This is a genomic window from Vibrio tritonius (assembly GCF_001547935.1).
GTDB classification, from domain to species: Bacteria; Pseudomonadota; Gammaproteobacteria; order Enterobacterales; family Vibrionaceae; genus Vibrio; species Vibrio tritonius.
This window is the reverse complement of the sequence record NZ_AP014635.1, coordinates 3,106,565-3,122,333: the sequence shown is the minus strand read 5'-3', so window position 1 is coordinate 3,122,333 and position 15,769 is coordinate 3,106,565. Positions and strand designations below refer to the sequence as shown.

General features: G+C 45.3%; 25 protein-coding genes. 24 read left to right on the top strand and 1 reads right to left on the bottom strand.

The window, feature by feature from the left end:
* Window positions 1-12: 12 nt before the first annotated feature.
* Window positions 13-1,383 carry an amidohydrolase gene (locus JCM16456_RS13890; RefSeq protein ID WP_408068383.1) on the bottom strand — a complete coding sequence of 457 codons (1,371 nt, stop codon included), beginning with the start codon at window positions 1,381-1,383 and terminating at the stop codon, window positions 13-15.
* Window positions 1,384-1,645: 262 nt separating this feature from the next.
* Here JCM16456_RS13890 and rnr point away from each other — a divergent pair, with 262 nt between their 5' ends.
* From rnr to secY, 24 genes are all read left to right on the top strand, one after another.
* Complete coding sequence (gene rnr, locus JCM16456_RS13885; RefSeq protein WP_068715320.1) at window positions 1,646-4,117, top strand: ribonuclease R; 2,472 nt, start codon at window positions 1,646-1,648, stop codon at window positions 4,115-4,117.
* The gene (rlmB, locus tag JCM16456_RS13880; RefSeq protein ID WP_068715318.1) at window positions 4,114-4,854 is read left to right on the top strand and encodes a 23S rRNA (guanosine(2251)-2'-O)-methyltransferase RlmB; all 741 of its coding nucleotides are present in this window, start codon (window positions 4,114-4,116) and stop codon (window positions 4,852-4,854) included. The genes rnr and rlmB overlap by 4 nt, the downstream gene beginning before the upstream one ends.
* 397 nt (window positions 4,855-5,251) lie before the next feature.
* Window positions 5,252-5,563 (top strand): 30S ribosomal protein S10, encoded by a 312-nt coding sequence (gene rpsJ, locus JCM16456_RS13875; RefSeq protein WP_001181007.1) that lies wholly within the window; start codon window positions 5,252-5,254, stop codon window positions 5,561-5,563.
* Window positions 5,564-5,577: 14 nt separating this feature from the next.
* Window positions 5,578-6,207, top strand: a complete 630-nt coding sequence (gene rplC, locus JCM16456_RS13870) for a 50S ribosomal protein L3 (RefSeq protein WP_068715316.1) — start codon at window positions 5,578-5,580, stop codon at window positions 6,205-6,207.
* A 16-nt stretch (window positions 6,208-6,223) separates the two neighbouring features.
* Window positions 6,224-6,826, top strand: coding sequence for a 50S ribosomal protein L4 (rplD, locus tag JCM16456_RS13865; RefSeq protein ID WP_068715314.1), 603 nt, complete (start codon window positions 6,224-6,226; stop codon window positions 6,824-6,826).
* Complete coding sequence (rplW, locus tag JCM16456_RS13860; RefSeq protein WP_068715312.1) at window positions 6,823-7,125, top strand: 50S ribosomal protein L23; 303 nt, start codon at window positions 6,823-6,825, stop codon at window positions 7,123-7,125. Before rplD ends, rplW begins: the two co-directional genes overlap by 4 nt.
* A gap of 16 nt (window positions 7,126-7,141) precedes the next feature.
* The gene (gene rplB / locus JCM16456_RS13855) at window positions 7,142-7,966 is read left to right on the top strand and encodes a 50S ribosomal protein L2 (protein ID WP_068715310.1); all 825 of its coding nucleotides are present in this window, start codon (window positions 7,142-7,144) and stop codon (window positions 7,964-7,966) included.
* 20 nt (window positions 7,967-7,986) lie between these two features.
* Window positions 7,987-8,265 (top strand): 30S ribosomal protein S19, encoded by a 279-nt coding sequence (rpsS, locus tag JCM16456_RS13850; RefSeq protein WP_001138114.1) that lies wholly within the window; start codon window positions 7,987-7,989, stop codon window positions 8,263-8,265.
* Window positions 8,266-8,275: 10 nt separating this feature from the next.
* On the top strand, window positions 8,276-8,608 hold the full coding sequence (rplV, locus tag JCM16456_RS13845) for a 50S ribosomal protein L22 (protein ID WP_068715308.1): 333 nt from the start codon (window positions 8,276-8,278) through the stop codon (window positions 8,606-8,608).
* 19 nt (window positions 8,609-8,627) lie between these two features.
* Entirely contained in the window at window positions 8,628-9,323 is a 696-nt protein-coding gene (rpsC, locus tag JCM16456_RS13840) for a 30S ribosomal protein S3 (RefSeq protein WP_068715306.1), read from the top strand.
* 11 nt (window positions 9,324-9,334) lie between these two features.
* Window positions 9,335-9,745, top strand: a complete 411-nt coding sequence (gene rplP, locus JCM16456_RS13835; protein ID WP_004728605.1) for a 50S ribosomal protein L16 — start codon at window positions 9,335-9,337, stop codon at window positions 9,743-9,745.
* Window positions 9,745-9,936, top strand: coding sequence for a 50S ribosomal protein L29 (gene rpmC / locus JCM16456_RS13830; protein ID WP_004728606.1), 192 nt, complete (start codon window positions 9,745-9,747; stop codon window positions 9,934-9,936). Before rplP ends, rpmC begins: the two co-directional genes overlap by 1 nt.
* Window positions 9,936-10,190 (top strand): 30S ribosomal protein S17, encoded by a 255-nt coding sequence (gene rpsQ / locus JCM16456_RS13825; protein WP_068715304.1) that lies wholly within the window; start codon window positions 9,936-9,938, stop codon window positions 10,188-10,190. The genes rpmC and rpsQ overlap by 1 nt, the downstream gene beginning before the upstream one ends.
* Before the next feature lie 162 nt (window positions 10,191-10,352).
* A complete protein-coding gene (rplN, locus tag JCM16456_RS13820) occupies window positions 10,353-10,724 on the top strand; it encodes a 50S ribosomal protein L14 (RefSeq protein WP_068715301.1) in 372 nt (123 codons plus the stop codon).
* A 13-nt stretch (window positions 10,725-10,737) separates the two neighbouring features.
* Window positions 10,738-11,052, top strand: coding sequence for a 50S ribosomal protein L24 (gene rplX / locus JCM16456_RS13815; protein WP_068715299.1), 315 nt, complete (start codon window positions 10,738-10,740; stop codon window positions 11,050-11,052).
* A 14-nt stretch (window positions 11,053-11,066) separates the two neighbouring features.
* The gene (gene rplE, locus JCM16456_RS13810; protein ID WP_068715297.1) at window positions 11,067-11,606 is read left to right on the top strand and encodes a 50S ribosomal protein L5; all 540 of its coding nucleotides are present in this window, start codon (window positions 11,067-11,069) and stop codon (window positions 11,604-11,606) included.
* Between the two features lie 17 nt (window positions 11,607-11,623).
* On the top strand, window positions 11,624-11,929 hold the full coding sequence (gene rpsN / locus JCM16456_RS13805) for a 30S ribosomal protein S14 (protein ID WP_068715295.1): 306 nt from the start codon (window positions 11,624-11,626) through the stop codon (window positions 11,927-11,929).
* Between the two features lie 29 nt (window positions 11,930-11,958).
* Window positions 11,959-12,351 carry a 30S ribosomal protein S8 gene (rpsH, locus tag JCM16456_RS13800; RefSeq protein ID WP_068715293.1) on the top strand — a complete coding sequence of 131 codons (393 nt, stop codon included), beginning with the start codon at window positions 11,959-11,961 and terminating at the stop codon, window positions 12,349-12,351.
* 13 nt (window positions 12,352-12,364) lie between these two features.
* A complete protein-coding gene (rplF, locus tag JCM16456_RS13795) occupies window positions 12,365-12,898 on the top strand; it encodes a 50S ribosomal protein L6 (protein ID WP_068715291.1) in 534 nt (177 codons plus the stop codon).
* A gap of 9 nt (window positions 12,899-12,907) precedes the next feature.
* Complete coding sequence (gene rplR / locus JCM16456_RS13790; protein WP_068715289.1) at window positions 12,908-13,261, top strand: 50S ribosomal protein L18; 354 nt, start codon at window positions 12,908-12,910, stop codon at window positions 13,259-13,261.
* Between the two features lie 14 nt (window positions 13,262-13,275).
* Window positions 13,276-13,779, top strand: a complete 504-nt coding sequence (gene rpsE / locus JCM16456_RS13785) for a 30S ribosomal protein S5 (RefSeq protein ID WP_005597103.1) — start codon at window positions 13,276-13,278, stop codon at window positions 13,777-13,779.
* Between the two features lie 7 nt (window positions 13,780-13,786).
* Window positions 13,787-13,963, top strand: a complete 177-nt coding sequence (gene rpmD, locus JCM16456_RS13780) for a 50S ribosomal protein L30 (protein WP_068715288.1) — start codon at window positions 13,787-13,789, stop codon at window positions 13,961-13,963.
* Window positions 13,964-13,968: 5 nt separating this feature from the next.
* The gene (gene rplO / locus JCM16456_RS13775; RefSeq protein ID WP_068715286.1) at window positions 13,969-14,403 is read left to right on the top strand and encodes a 50S ribosomal protein L15; all 435 of its coding nucleotides are present in this window, start codon (window positions 13,969-13,971) and stop codon (window positions 14,401-14,403) included.
* Window positions 14,404-14,423: 20 nt separating this feature from the next.
* Window positions 14,424-15,755, top strand: a complete 1,332-nt coding sequence (secY, locus tag JCM16456_RS13770; protein WP_068715284.1) for a preprotein translocase subunit SecY — start codon at window positions 14,424-14,426, stop codon at window positions 15,753-15,755.
* Window positions 15,756-15,769 lie beyond the last annotated feature (14 nt).

Sequence of the window (15,769 nt, the reverse complement as noted above, 5' to 3'; positions counted from 1 at the left end):
ATCTTTTTTGAATTACAAAACTTTTTCACCCGATTGAATGACTGCGTCTTTAACAACTTGGGTGTAATCTACCGCTTCTTGACGGATTTTGTCTTCATCGATGGTCAATATAACGCGGTTTCTCATGATTATTTGGCCACCGACAATGGAGTCTTTTACATTCGCTGAGTTAGCTGAATAAACTAGGGCAGAATAAGGATTGTACATAGGTACCATATTGGGTGCTTTTGTATCAACCACAATGATATCTGCCAGTTTTCCCTCTTCTAACGAGCCGATTTTATCTTCCATATGCAGTGCTCGGGCTCCGCCCATGGTCGCCATGTCTACCACTTTGAGTGGTGGCATTGCAGCACGATCGTGATTGACCAGCTTATGCACTTTAGCCACTTGGTTAAATTCATCAATGACGCTTAGGGTGTTTCCGGACATAGGTCCATCCGTACCTAAGCCGATACGTAGTCCGTCGTCATACATTTTTAGTGTAGGCGAGACACCTTTGGCCGCTTTGATATTCGCACTCATGTTGTGAGCGACACCGATATCAGCTTGCTTGGCGGTTTCAATGTCTTTGTCGTCCACCAAAATCATATGTGCGGCGACAACATGTGAGTTTAGTGCGCCGATCGATTGCATGTATTGCACAGGACTTAATCCATTAGCACGTTTTGCTATAACCTGCTGTTCACGGACGGTTTCTGCCAAGTGAATCAGAACCGGTACATTTTCTTGTTCCGATAGGCGAGCAACTTTCTGCAGAGTTTCAGTCGTGTTCGTGTATGGAGCATGTGGTGCAAAAGCCGGAGTAATCCTTGGATGGTTACGATACTCGTTGATAAATTTCATTGCATAGTCGATGCCTTCATCGGCATTTTTTGCATCGGCGACTGGAAACTTAATTACACTTTCACCAAGCACTGCCCGCATACCAATTTTATCGACAGTTTTGGCAACTTCGTCTTCAAAATAGTACATATCGGCATAAGTGGTCACCCCACCTTTAACCATTTCCACATTACCTAAGTTGGCGCCAATGCGAACCATGTCTCGAGATACTAGTTTGGCTTCTAGTGGAAAAATATAACGGTGGAGGCGGTCAGGCACATCATCGGCCAATGAGCGAAATACTGTCATAGAGACATGAGTATGCGTATTGATCAACCCTGGCATAATGATGTCACCTTCGACGTTCATTACTTGTTTGGCTAGATATTGTTCAGCTAAGTGTTTGTCGCCAATCGCGATAATTTTATTGCCTTTGATCACGACAGTGCCGTGTGGATAGACGGTTTTGTCTTTATCCATTGTCAGTACATATCCGTTGGTAACCACCAAATCCGCAGTGGTTTTGGCCCAGCAACTGGTGGCGATAACTCCTGACATTGCGGCGAGCAGAACCGCTGGTGAAAAGCGCATAGTGATATCCTATCGTGCGTGAAGAGTAAAAAGAAAAGCTATGATAGAGCAGCAAGGGCAAGTTGCAATGGTTGTTATGAAGGAAACTAACACTAGAGTAGGACATCAGAATTTTGCGATAGATTTACCAGCCATTTGAAGCTTTTTCCTCTGATTGCTGTAGCTTAGCTATCGAGTTAGATATACTTAAGTCAGATTCTTCCCTTTATGATCACAATTAGGCCTTTTAATGTCAGAGAATATCAACAACGACCCTTTTGCCGAGCGCGAATCACAGAATTATGAAAATCCCATTCCGAGTCGGGAGTTTATTTTAGATTTTCTAAAACAAGCCAATGTTCCAATGAACCGTAATGACCTGTTTGAAGCATTACAGCTTAAGGGTGAAGATCACTATGAAGGTTTGCGTCGTCGCCTCCGTGCGATGGAACGCGATGGTCAGTTGGTATTTACTCGTCGTCAATGCTATGCGCTACCAGAAAAGCTAGAGCTAGTGAAAGGGTACGTGATTGGTCATCGTGATGGTTTTGGTTGGGTGCGCCCAGAAGGCAGTATTGGTAAAGATGCTGACATCCTGCTGCCACATCACCAAATGCGCACCATTATTCATGGTGACTACGTATTGGTTCAGCCTGCCGGTACGGACAAAAGAGGAAGAAAAGAGGGAAGATTGGTTCGTGTTCTCGAAGAAAGAAAAACACAAATAGTGGGTCGTTTTTTCTTGGAGCAAGGCTATTCGTACGTTGTGCCAGATGATTCTCGTATTCATCAAGATATTCTTATTCCTAATGAGTTGCGTGGCGGAGCTCGTATGGGCAATGTGGTTGTGATTGAAATTACCGACCGCGGTTCTCGTAACCGAGGCATGATGGGTAAAATTGTGGAAGTATTGGGTGAGAATATGGCCCCTGGTATGGAAACACAGATCGCGATTCGTACTCACCAAATCCCTCATGAATGGCCAAATGAAGTAGAAAAGCAAGTTGAGCACTTTAGTGAAGAAGTACCGGAAGAGGCGAAGAAAGGTCGCATTGATTTACGAGCTTTGCCTCTAGTCACTATCGATGGTGAAGATGCGCGTGACTTTGATGATGCTGTCTACTGTGAAGCGAAAAAAGGCGGCGGTTGGCGCCTTTGGGTCGCGATAGCAGACGTGAGCTATTATGTTCGTCCTAATTCTGCTCTTGATAAGGAAGCTATCGTACGTGGTAACTCGGTGTATTTCCCATCACAAGTTGTCCCAATGCTACCAGAAGTATTATCCAATGGTTTGTGTTCTTTGAATCCACAAGTTGACCGTTTGTGTATGGTGTGTGAAATGACCATTTCCGCCACAGGCAAGTTGTCAGGCTACAAACACTATGAAGCGGTAATGAACTCCCATGCTCGTCTTACTTATAACAAAGTAGCCGATATGCTTAATGGTGATGAAGAGCTACGTGAGCGTTATGCCCCTCTCGTTCCTCACCTTGAAGAGCTGAACAACATGTACCGAGTGTTGAAAAAAGCGCGTGAGGTGCGTGGTGCCATTGAGTTTGAAACCGTCGAAACCAAATTCATCTTCAATGCCAATCGTAAGATTGATCGTATCGAGCCATTAGTACGTAACGATGCGCACAAAATCATTGAAGAGTGTATGATTTTGGCGAATATCGCTTCCGCTTCATATGTTGAAAAAGCAAAAGAGCCTGCACTGTATCGAATCCATGAAACTCCTGGAGAAGAGCGTTTGATGGGCTTTCGTGATTTCCTTGGTGAACTAGGCTTGAATCTAGCTGGTGGACTCGAACCGTCACCGACCGACTATGCCATGCTAATGCAGCAAGTTGGTGAGCGCCCAGACAAAGAACTCATCCAAACCATGCTGTTGCGTTCAATGAAGCAAGCGGTGTATAACCCAGATAATTGTGGCCACTTTGGCTTAGCATTAAAACGCTATGCCCACTTTACTTCGCCTATTCGTCGTTACCCCGATTTGCTATTGCATCGTGCAATCAAATACCTGATTGCGAAAGAGAGCGGTACATTGAAAGATAACTGGACACCAACCGGTGGCTTCCACTATTCATTCGATGATATGGACTTCTATGGTGAGCAATGCTCAATGACAGAACGTCGAGCGGATGATGCGACTCGAGAAGTATCTGATTGGCTCAAATGTGAATACATGCAAGACCATGTGGGTGAAGTACTCGATGGGGTGATTGCCAATGTGACTGGCTTCGGTTTCTTTGTGCGCTTAACAGAATTGCATATTGATGGTTTGGTTCACATTTCCTCATTGGATAACGATTACTACCAATTTGATCCGATTGGTCAACGACTTATCGGTGAATCTTTTGGGGCTATCTACCGTTTAGGGGATGCCGTAAAAGTAAAAGTACAAGCAGTAAATCTCGATGATCGTCAAATTGACTTTGCATTAGTCGAAACAAGTCGTAAAGTACGCGGCCGTGGTAAAACTGCGAAAAAACGCGCAGAAGAGGCTCGTGAACGAGCGCGCAGTAAAAAGTCATCGGTACGTGGTAAACGAGAGCCGAAAACAGAGCAGGGCGTAGCGCCTTTGGTTGAACCAACCAAAGCACCTGAGGGTGCTAATGGTACAGGCCGTAAACGTAATAAAACCAAAGCGCCAAAGTCGCGCAAAGATAAAGCTCGTAACAAAAAGAGCAAAGCTAAACAAAAGATAGGTAAAGAATGAGTAACGAACTGATCTATGGTATTCACGCTGTTAAAGCTGTACTTGAGCGTGACCCTGCGCGCTTTGTTGAGGCTTACGTACTAAAAGGTCGTCAAGATGACCGTTTATTACCTGTGCTTAATGAACTAACTCGTCTTGGTGTATCGATTCAAGAAATGAACCGTAAGACATTAGATGACAAAGCAAAAGGTGCAAATCACCAAGGCGTGATCGCTAAAGTTAAACCTGCAAAAGCACTTAATGAAAATGATTTAGATGACATCATTGCGCAGCATGAGCAACCTCTGCTACTGGTTCTAGATGGTGTGACCGACCCACACAACTTGGGGGCGTGTTTACGCAATGCTGATGCAGCCGGTGTCGCGGCAGTTATCGTACCCAAAGACAAGTCTGCTGCAATGAATGCAACGGTAAGTAAGGTTGCGTGTGGTGCCGCAGAAACCGTACCACTTATCCGTGTAACCAACTTGGCTCGTACTATGCGTGCATTGCAAGAGCAAGGTATTTGGTTCGTAGGTACAGCGGGTGAAGCAACTCATGATATTTACCAAAGTAAATTGACGGGGCCTTTGGCAATTGTGATGGGGGCTGAAGGTGACGGGATGCGTCGTTTAACTCGTGAAACCTGCGATGACCTAATTAAGATTCCAATGGCTGGTTCGGTATCGAGTTTAAACGTATCGGTAGCGACGGGTGTTTGTTTATTTGAAGCTGTTCGTCAGCGCCTCGCGAAATAAATTACACTCACTCTCCAACGTATGAAAGGCTTCGCTAAAAATAGCGAAGCCTTTTCTCGTTTGCCCACAAAATCACAGCCTTGTCGTATATGGTTTAATTTTCGAACAGTGCTTGCATGTCTCCCAGCAACCTGTATAATGCGCCCCACTGACTTAAGTCAGTTGTGAACCAATGAGCGGCGAGGAGCGTGCAAATCTGATGATTTGTAAGGTAATGTATACTCTGCTTATGTTCGCAGTTAATAATTTTTGGTCGATATGATCAATTTTAATTAGCTGACAATGTGTCCAATTAGGACACTACGGTTTCACATAAATCAATCGGCATTCTCTCGCCCTATGCGAGTCAGAGTGGCGATATTGTTTGTGTAATTTTTAATTATTGGAGCTCTGTCTCATGCAGAACCAACGCATCCGTATCCGCCTAAAAGCATTCGATTACAAACTAATCGACGCTTCTACTGCGGAAATCGTTGAAACAGCTAAACGTACCGGCGCACAGGTTCGTGGTCCTATCCCACTACCTACTCGTAAAGAGCGTTTCACTGTTCTTATCTCTCCACACGTAAACAAAGATGCACGTGACCAGTACGAAATTCGTACTCACAAGCGTCTGATCGACATCGTTGAACCAACTGACAAGACTGTTGATGCACTGATGCGTCTAGATCTTGCTGCTGGTGTTGATGTTCAAATCAGCCTAGGTTAAGGGAGATTAGAAGAATGATTGGTCTAGTCGGACGTAAAGTGGGTATGACCCGCGTATTTACTGAAGAAGGCGTTTCTATCCCAGTAACAGTTGTGGAAGTTGAAGCGAACCGTGTAACTCAAGTTAAATCTCTTGAAACTGACGGTTACTCAGCAATCCAAATCACTGCTGGTGCTAAGAAAGCTAACCGCGTTACTAAGCCTGAAGCTGGTCACTTTGCGAAAGCAGGTGTTGAAGCTGGTCGCGGTCTTTGGGAATTCCGTTTAGAAAACGGCGAAGAGTTCACTGTAGGTTCTGAACTTACTGTAGAACTTTTCAACGAAGTTAAAAAAGTAGACGTTACTGGTACATCTAAAGGTAAAGGTTTCCAAGGCGCTGTTAAGCGTTGGAACTTCCGTACCCAAGATATGACTCACGGTAACTCTTTGTCTCACCGTGCTCCTGGTTCTATCGGTCAATGTCAGACTCCAGGTCGCGTGTTCAAAGGCAAGAAAATGGCAGGTCACATGGGTGCTGAGCGTGTAACGACTCAAAACCTAGAGATCGTACGTGTTGACGCTGAGCGCAATCTGCTTCTTATCAAAGGTGCAGTCCCTGGCTCAACTGGCGGTAACGTGATCGTCAAACCAGCTGTTAAAGCATAACGTCTAGGAGTAAGTAATGGAATTGATGGTTAAAGGTGCTAACGCACTAACTGTTTCCGAAACTACTTTCGGACGTGAGTTCAACGAAGCTCTTGTACACCAAGTAGTTGTTGCATACGCAGCAGGTGCTCGTCAAGGTACTCGTGCTCAAAAGACACGTTCAGAAGTTTCTGGCGGTGGCGCTAAGCCATGGCGTCAAAAAGGTACTGGCCGTGCTCGTGCTGGTACAATCCGTAGCCCAATCTGGCGTACAGGTGGTGTTACTTTTGCTGCGAAACCACAAGATCACAGCCAAAAAGTAAACAAAAAAATGTACCGTGGTGCTATGAAAGCAATTCTTTCTGAGCTAGTTCGTCAAGAGCGTCTAATCGTTGTTGAAGAATTCTCAGTAGAAGCACCAAAAACTAAAGCGCTAGTAGCTAAGCTTAAAGAACTTGAGCTTAACGATGCACTTATCGTTACTGGTGAAGTAGACGAGAACCTATTCTTAGCAGCTCGTAACCTATACAAAGTTGACGTACGTGACGTAACTGGTATCGATCCAGTAAGCCTAATCGCGTTCGACAAAGTTGTAATGACTGCTGCTGCAGTTAAGCAAGTTGAGGAGATGCTAGGATGATTAAGCAAGAGCGTCTACTAAAAGTTCTACGTGCTCCGCACATCTCTGAAAAAGCAACTATGGCTGCAGAGAAAGCGAATACTATCGTTTTCAAAGTAGCAATCGATGCAACTAAAAAAGAGATCAAAGCAGCTGTAGAAAAGCTATTTGAAGTTGAAGTTAAGTCTGTAAATACTCTTATCACTAAGGGTAAAACCAAACGTCAAGGTATTCGCCAAGGTCGCCGTAGCGACGTTAAGAAAGCGTACGTTACTTTGAAAGATGGTCAAGATCTTGACTTCGTTGGCGGCGCGGAATAACAGGAGTAGTTGAAAAATGGCTATTGTTAAATGTAAGCCGACTTCGGCTGGTCGTCGTCACGTTGTTAAAATCGTTAACGCTGACCTATACAAAGGTAAGCCTTACGCACCTCTTCTAGAGAAAAACTCTAAGAACGGTGGTCGTAACAACAACGGTCGTATTACTGTTCGTCACATCGGTGGCGGTCATAAACAACACTACCGTGTGATTGACTTCAAACGTACTAAAGATGGTATCCCTGCAAAAGTTGAACGTATCGAATACGATCCAAACCGCAGCGCGAACATCGCTCTAGTACTATACGCAGACGGCGAACGTCGTTACATCATTGCACCTAAAGGCATCCAAGCTGGTGATTCAATCCAGTCTGGTGTTGATGCACCAATCAAAGCGGGTAACGCTTTGCCAATGCGCAACATCCCTGTAGGTACAACTGTACATAACGTTGAACTAAAACCTGGTAAAGGTGCTCAAATTGCACGTTCTGCTGGTGCTTACGTTCAAATCATCGCTCGCGATGGTGCATACGTTACTATCCGTCTACGTTCTGGCGAAATGCGTAAAGTTCTATCTGAAGGTCGTGCAACTGTTGGTGAAGTGGGCAACCACGAGCACATGTTGCGTGAACTAGGTAAAGCTGGTGCAAGCCGTTGGCGCGGTATCCGCCCAACTGTACGTGGTGTTGTAATGAACCCGGTTGATCACCCACACGGTGGTGGTGAGGGTCGTACTTCTGGTGGTCGTCACCCTGTATCTCCATGGGGCGTACCAACTAAAGGTTACAAAACTCGTAAGAACAAACGCACTGACAAGTACATCGTACATCGTCGTAATAAGTAATCTATTAAAGAGGATAAGCCATGCCACGTTCTCTCAAGAAAGGTCCATTTATTGACCTACACTTGCTGAAGAAGGTAGAGAAAGCGGTGGAAAGCGGAGACAAAAAGCCTATTAAGACTTGGTCCCGTCGTTCAATGATCATTCCTACAATGATCGGTTTGACCATCGCTGTCCATAATGGTCGTCAACACGTTCCAGTTTTCGTAACTGACGAGATGATCGGTCACAAACTGGGCGAATTCGCGCCTACACGTACTTACCGCGGTCACGCTGCGGATAAGAAAGCTAAGAAGAAATAAGGAGTAGATGATGGAAGCTATTGCTAAACATAACTTTGCTCGCATTTCTCCTCAGAAAGCTCGCTTAGTTGCAGATCTTATCCGTGGTAAGAAAGTAGACCAAGCTCTTGAAACGCTAACTTTCAGCAACAAAAAAGCTGCTGATCTAGTGAAAAAAGTTCTTGAGTCAGCTATCGCTAACGCGGAACACAACGAAGGTGCTGACATTGACGATCTACGTGTCGCTAAAATCTTCGTAGATGAGGGCCCTGTCATGAAGCGTATTATGCCTCGTGCTAAAGGCCGTGCGGATCGTATCTTGAAGCGTTCAAGCCACATTACTGTGGTTGTCGCAGATCGCTAAGAGACTAGGAGAGTAAGCAATGGGTCAGAAAGTACATCCTAATGGTATTCGTCTAGGCATCGTTAAGCCTTGGAATGCTACATGGTTTGCTAATACCAAAGATTTCGCTGACAACCTAGACGGCGACTTCAAGGTACGTCAATTCCTAACTAAGGAATTGGTAAAAGCGTCAGTTTCACGCATCGTTATCGAGCGTCCTGCTAAGAGCATCCGTGTGACTATTCACACTGCTCGTCCAGGCGTTGTAATCGGTAAGAAAGGTGAAGACGTAGAAAAGCTACGCGCAGCTGTAGCTAAAATTTCAGGTGTACCAGCGCAAATCAACATCGCTGAAGTACGTAAGCCTGAGCTAGACGGTCAACTAGTGGCTGATAGCATCGCGTCTCAACTAGAACGCCGTGTTATGTTCCGTCGTGCTATGAAGCGCGCGGTACAAAACGCTATGCGTCTAGGCGCTAAAGGTATCAAAGTTGAAGTAAGTGGTCGTCTAGGCGGCGCTGAAATCGCACGTTCTGAGTGGTACCGTGAAGGCCGTGTGCCTCTACACACTCTACGTGCAGACATTGATTACGCAACTTCTTCTGCTCACACTCAATACGGCGTTATCGGCGTTAAAGTTTGGATCTTCAAAGGTGAAATCCTTGGTGGTATGCCAACTGAAACCGTAGAGCCTAAGAGTGATAAGCCTAAGAAGCAGCGTAAAGGCCGTAAGTAAGGAGTCGACAGATGCTACAACCTAAACGTACTAAATTCCGTAAGGTTCACACAGGTCGTAACCGTGGTCTAGCTAAAGGTACTGAAGTATCATTCGGTAGCTTCGGTTTAAAAGCCGTAGGCCGTGGTCGTCTAACTGCTCGTCAAATCGAAGCGGCTCGTCGTGCTATGACTCGTCACATTAAGCGTCAAGGTAAAATCTGGATCCGTGTGTTCCCAGACAAACCTATCACAGAAAAACCACTTGAAGTTCGTCAAGGTAAGGGTAAAGGTAACGTTGAGTACTGGGTAGCCCAAATCCAACCTGGTAAGGTTATGTACGAAGTTGATGGTGTACCTGAAGAATTGGCTCGTGAAGCGTTCCGCCTAGCGGCTCGTAAACTGCCATTCAAGACTACATTTGTAACCAAGCAGGTGATGTGATGAAAGCACTAGATCTACGCGAAAAAAGCGTTGAAGAGCTAAATGCTGAGCTTTTGAATTTGTTGAAAGAACAGTTCAACTTGCGTATGCAAGCTGCAACTGGTCAGCTGCAACAAACTCATACTCTTAAAGCTGTACGCCGTGATATCGCACGTGTGAAAACTGTTTTGACTGAGAAGGCAGGCGCATAATGAGCGACAAGATTCGTACCCAACAGGGTCGCGTACTTAGCAACAAAATGGACAAGTCTATCGTTGTTGCTATCGAACGTTTCGTAAAACACCCAATTTACGGCAAGTTCGTTAAACGCACCACTAAAGTACACGCACACGATGAAAACAACGAATGTGGCCAAGGCGACGTAGTTGAAATTCAAGAGTGTCGTCCACTGTCTAAGACTAAGTCTTGGACTTTGGTAAAAGTTTTAGAAAAAGCGAAAATCTAATTTTCCTTTTTCTATAAACGACAAGCGGCTCCAAGAATTTTTTGGGGCCGCTTGTTTTTTGACTACCTTTTCGAAAAAAAGGGTGGTACAATTCGCGTCCCTTTTAAAGAGGCAGCCCGACCCGAGAGGGTCTAGTTTTTTTATATTTAGCGGAGCACTAACATGATCCAAATGCAAAGTATGCTGGACGCAGCTGATAACTCAGGCGCTCGCAGCGTAATGTGTATTAAGGTTCTGGGTGGCTCTCACCGCCGTTACGCTCATGTGGGCGACATCATCAAAGTTACCGTTAAGGAAGCAATTCCTCGCGGTAAAGTTAAAAAAGGTGATGTTCTTAAGGCAGTGGTAGTTCGCACCCGTAAAGGCGTACGTCGTCCAGACGGTTCTGTCATTCGCTTCGACCGTAACGCTTGCGTACTGTTAAACAATACCAGTGAGCAACCTATCGGTACACGTATCTTTGGTCCAGTGACTCGTGAACTTCGTAACGCGAAATTCATGAAGATCGTATCACTGGCTCCAGAAGTTCTGTAAGGAGCGGCAAACAATGGCAGCTAAAATCCGTCGTAACGACGAAGTAATCGTTCTTGCTGGTAAAGATAAAGGCAAGAAAGGTAAAGTAACTAAGGTTCTCGCAACTGGTAAAGTTATCGTTGAAGGTATCAACCTAGTTAAGAAACATCAAAAACCTGTTCCTGCTCTAGGTACCCAAGGTGGTATCGTTGAGTTAGAAGCAGCAATTGATGCATCTAACGTGGCTGTATTCAACGCAGCAACTGGTAAAGCGGACCGTATCGGTTTCCGTTTTGAAGAAGGCAAAAAAGTGCGTTTCTTCAAGTCTAACGGCGAAACAATTAAGTAATTTGGAGTTCTACTATGGCGAAACTGCATGATTACTACAAGTCGTCTGTAGTCGCTGAACTGACCAAAGAGTTCAGCTACACAAGCGTCATGCAAGTCCCTAGAATTGAGAAAATCACCCTCAATATGGGCGTTGGTGAAGCAATCAACGATAAGAAACTACTAGAAAACGCAGCATCTGATATGGCTACAATCTCTGGTCAAAAACCATTGATTACTAAAGCTCGTAAATCTGTTGCAGGTTTCAAAATTCGTGAAGGCTACCCAATTGGTTGTAAAGTAACCTTGCGTGGCGAACGCATGTGGGATTTTCTAGAGCGTTTAATCGCAATCGCTCTACCACGTGTACGTGACTTCCGTGGTGTTAGCGCTAAATCTTTTGATGGACGCGGTAACTACAGCATGGGCGTTCGCGAGCAAATCATTTTCCCGGAAATCGACTACGATAAAGTCGATCGTGTACGCGGTCTTGATATTACTATCACTACGACTGCTGGTACCGATGAGGAAGGCCGTGCTCTGCTGGCTGCCTTTAACTTCCCATTCCGTAAGTAAGGTGAAGGGTTACTGTTATGGCTAAACAATCAATGAAAGCACGTGAAGTAAAACGTGCGAAGCTTGCAGCTCAGTACGCAGAAAAGCGTTCAGCGCTAAAAGCTATCATCAGCGATGTAAACGCATCTGAAGAAGATCGTTGGAACGCAGTTCTTAAACTGCAATCACTTCCACGTGATTCAAGTGCATCACGTCAGCGCAACCGTTGCAACCAAACTGGTCGTCCACACGGTTACCTACGTAAATTCGGTCTAAGCCGTATTAAAGTTCGTGAAGCTTGCATGAAAGGCGAGATTCCTGGACTTCGTAAGGCTAGCTGGTAATTGCCACTTAATCATTTGGAGTAAAGTTTATGAGCATGCAAGATCCGATTTCGGATATGCTGACCCGTATTCGTAACGGTCAGGCAGCAAACAAAGTTGCTGTTAAAATGCCTTCTTCAAAGCTTAAAGTTGCAATTGCTGCACTACTTAAAGCTGAAGGTTACATCGTTGACTTCGCTGTTGAAGGCGAAGCAAAACCTGAGCTAGAAGTTACTCTTAAGTACTTCCAAGCTAAACCTGTAATTGAGCAAATCCAACGTGTTTCACGTCCTGGTCTGCGTGTCTACAAAAACAAAGACTCGCTACCATCTGTGATGGGCGGTTTGGGTGTTGCTGTTGTTTCCACTTCCAAGGGTCTGATGTCAGACCGCGCTGCTCGCAAAGCGGGTCTTGGCGGTGAAATCATCTGTTACGTAGCGTAATAAGGAGTAGGATATGTCTCGTGTTGCTAAAGCACCTGTCGCTATTCCAGCTGGCGTAGAGGTGAAATTAAACGGCCAAGAGATCACCGTTAAAGGTGCAAAAGGTGAACTTACTCGCGAACTTAACAACGCTGTTGTTATCGCGCAAGAAGACAACCACCTTACTTTCGGTCCACGCGAAGGTGTTGCTAACGCATGGGCACAAGCAGGTACTGCACGTGCACTAGTTAACAACATGGTTGTAGGCGTTACAGAAGGCTTCACTAAGAAGCTGACTCTGAAAGGCGTTGGTTACCGTGCTGCTGTTAAAGGCAACGCTGTAGCTCTAACTCTTGGCTTCTCTCACCCTGTTGAGCATGAACTGCCAGCAGGTATTAAGGCAGAATGTCCGACTCAAACTGACATTATCGTAACTGGTTGTGACAAACAACTAGTTGGTCAAGTTGCGGCAGATATTCGTTCTTACCGTGAACCTGAACCTTACAAAGGTAAAGGTGTTCGTTACGCAGATGAAAATGTGCGTACTAAAGAAGCTAAGAAGAAGTAAGGTAACGCTATGGATAAGAAAGCATCTCGCATCCGTCGTGCCACTCGCGCACGTCGTAAGATTGCAGAACTGGGTGCAACTCGCCTAGTAGTACACCGTACTCCTCGTCACGTGTACGCACAGGTGATTGCAGCTAACGGCTCTGAGGTTATCGCAGCAGCTTCTACTGTAGAAAAAGCGATCCGTGAGCAGGTTACAAACACCGGTAACATCGATGCTGCAAAAGCAGTAGGTAAAGCTATTGCTGAGCGTGCGCTTGAAAAAGGCGTAAGTGCAGTTGCATTTGATCGTTCTGGTTTCCAATACCACGGTCGAGTAGCGGCGCTAGCAGATTCTGCTCGCGAAGCTGGTCTGAAATTCTAAGGTAGGGTTGGAAGATGGCTAAAGAACAACAAGTTCAAGCGAATGATTTGCAAGAAAAATTAATCGCAGTTAACCGTGTTTCTAAAACGGTTAAAGGCGGTCGAATCATGAGCTTCACTGCACTAACAGTAGTTGGTGACGGTAATGGTCGTGTAGGTTTCGGTTACGGCAAAGCTCGTGAAGTACCTGCAGCGATTCAAAAAGCAATGGAAAAAGCGCGTCGTAACATGACTACTATCGCGCTAAACGAAGGCACACTTCACCACCCAGTGAAAGGTCGCCATTCGGGCTCTAAAGTTTACATGCAGCCTGCTGCAGAAGGTACTGGTGTTATCGCAGGTGGTGCGATGCGTGCAGTACTAGAAGTTGCTGGTGTACACAACGTACTGTCTAAGGCGTACGGTTCAACTAACCCAATCAACATCGTTCGTGCAACGATCGATGCACTGGGTAGTGTGAAGTCACCTGAAATGGTTGCTGCTAAACGTGGTCTGACTGTTGAATCTATTTCGGAGTAAGAACACCATGGCAACTATTAAAGTAACTCAAACTAAAAGCTCAATTGGTCGCCTACCTAAGCATAAAGCTACTTTGCGTGGTTTAGGCCTTCGTCGTATCCGCCATACTGTTGAACTAGAAGATACTCCATGTGTACGTGGTATGATCAATCAAGTTCAATACATGGTTAAAGTTGAGGAGTAATCAGAATGCACTTGAATACTCTATCACCGGCTGCGGGTTCTAAACCTTCTAAGAAGCGTTTAGGTCGTGGTATCGGTTCTGGCCTTGGTAAAACTGGTGGCCGTGGCCACAAAGGTCAAAAGTCACGTTCTGGCGGTAAAGTACGTCCAGGTTTTGAAGGCGGTCAAATGCCATTGAAACAACGTCTACCTAAATTCGGTTTCACTTCTCGTAAGAGCCTAGTGTCTGCTGAAGTTCGTCTAGCTGAGCTAGCGAAAGTAACAGGTGACGTAGTTGATCTAAACACTTTGAAAGCAGCTAACGTTGTCGCTAAAAACATCGAAAACGTTAAAGTTGTTCTTTCTGGCGAGATCAACAAAGCAGTGACTGTAAAAGGTCTACGCGTGACTAAAGGCGCTAAAGCTGCTATCGAAGCTGCGGGCGGTAAAATCGAGGCGTAATCTCGAGGATTGAGGTACAGATGGCTAAGAAACCAGGAAATGATTTTCGTAGTGCTCAAGGCGGCTTAAGTGAATTGAAGTCGCGCTTATTATTCGTAATTGGTGCACTTTTAGTATTCCGAGCAGGCTCTTTTGTGCCGATCCCTGGTATTGATGCTGCTGTACTCGCCGATTTGTTCGAACAGCAAAAAGGCACCATCATTGAGATGTTCAACATGTTCTCTGGTGGTGCACTTTCGCGTGCATCTATATTCGCATTGGGCATCATGCCGTATATTTCGGCATCTATTGTTGTCCAATTGCTGACTGTAGTTCATCCAGCGTTAGCTGAGCTCAAGAAAGAGGGTGAAGCAGGCCGTCGTAAGATAAGCCAATATACGCGCTACGGCACGCTTGTACTTGCAATTTTCCAAGCTATTGGTATCGCAACTGGCCTACCAAACATGGTCCCTAATCTGGTCGTTATCGATCAAACCATGTTTACGCTAATTGCCACCGTAAGTTTAGTAACCGGCACCATGTTCCTAATGTGGTTAGGTGAACAAATTACAGAGCGAGGAATTGGTAACGGTATTTCGTTACTTATTTTTGCAGGTATCGTTGCTGGATTGCCAAAAGCAATCGGACAAACTATCGAGCAAGCGCGTCAAGGTGAACTGCACGTACTTCTGCTATTATTGATTGCAGTAATTGCTTTTGCAGTAATTTACTTCGTTGTTTTCATGGAACGTGGTCAGCGCCGTATCGTCGTTAACTACGCTAAGCGTCAACAAGGTCGTAAAGTATTTGCTGCTCAAAGCACTCACTTGCCATTAAAAATTAATATGGCTGGTGTAATTCCTGCTATCTTTGCATCAAGTATCATCCTGTTCCCAGGTACCCTGGCACAGTGGTTTGGTAAGAGTGGTAACCCAGCGTTTAGTTGGTTAACCGATGTTTCATTGGCGTTAAGCCCTGGACAACCTCTTTACGTAATACTTTATGCGGTAGCGATTATCTTCTTCTGTTTCTTCTATACGGCGTTGGTTTTCAACCCAAGAGAAACGGCTGATAATCTTAAGAAGTCAGGTGCGTTCGTACCCGGTATCCGCCCAGGTGAGCAGACAGCCAAATATATTGATAAAGTAATGACCCGCCTGACATTGGCTGGCGCGTTATACATTACCTTTATCTGTCTGATCCCTCAGTTCATGATGTCAGCGTGGAACGTAAGATTCTACTTTGGCGGGACATCACTACTTATCGTAGTGGTTGTTATCATGGACTTTATGGCACAGGTACAGACACATATGATGTCTCATCAATATGAGTCTGTGTTGAAAAAGGCTAATCTGAAAGGTTATGGCCGTTAATCCGGTCTGACAGT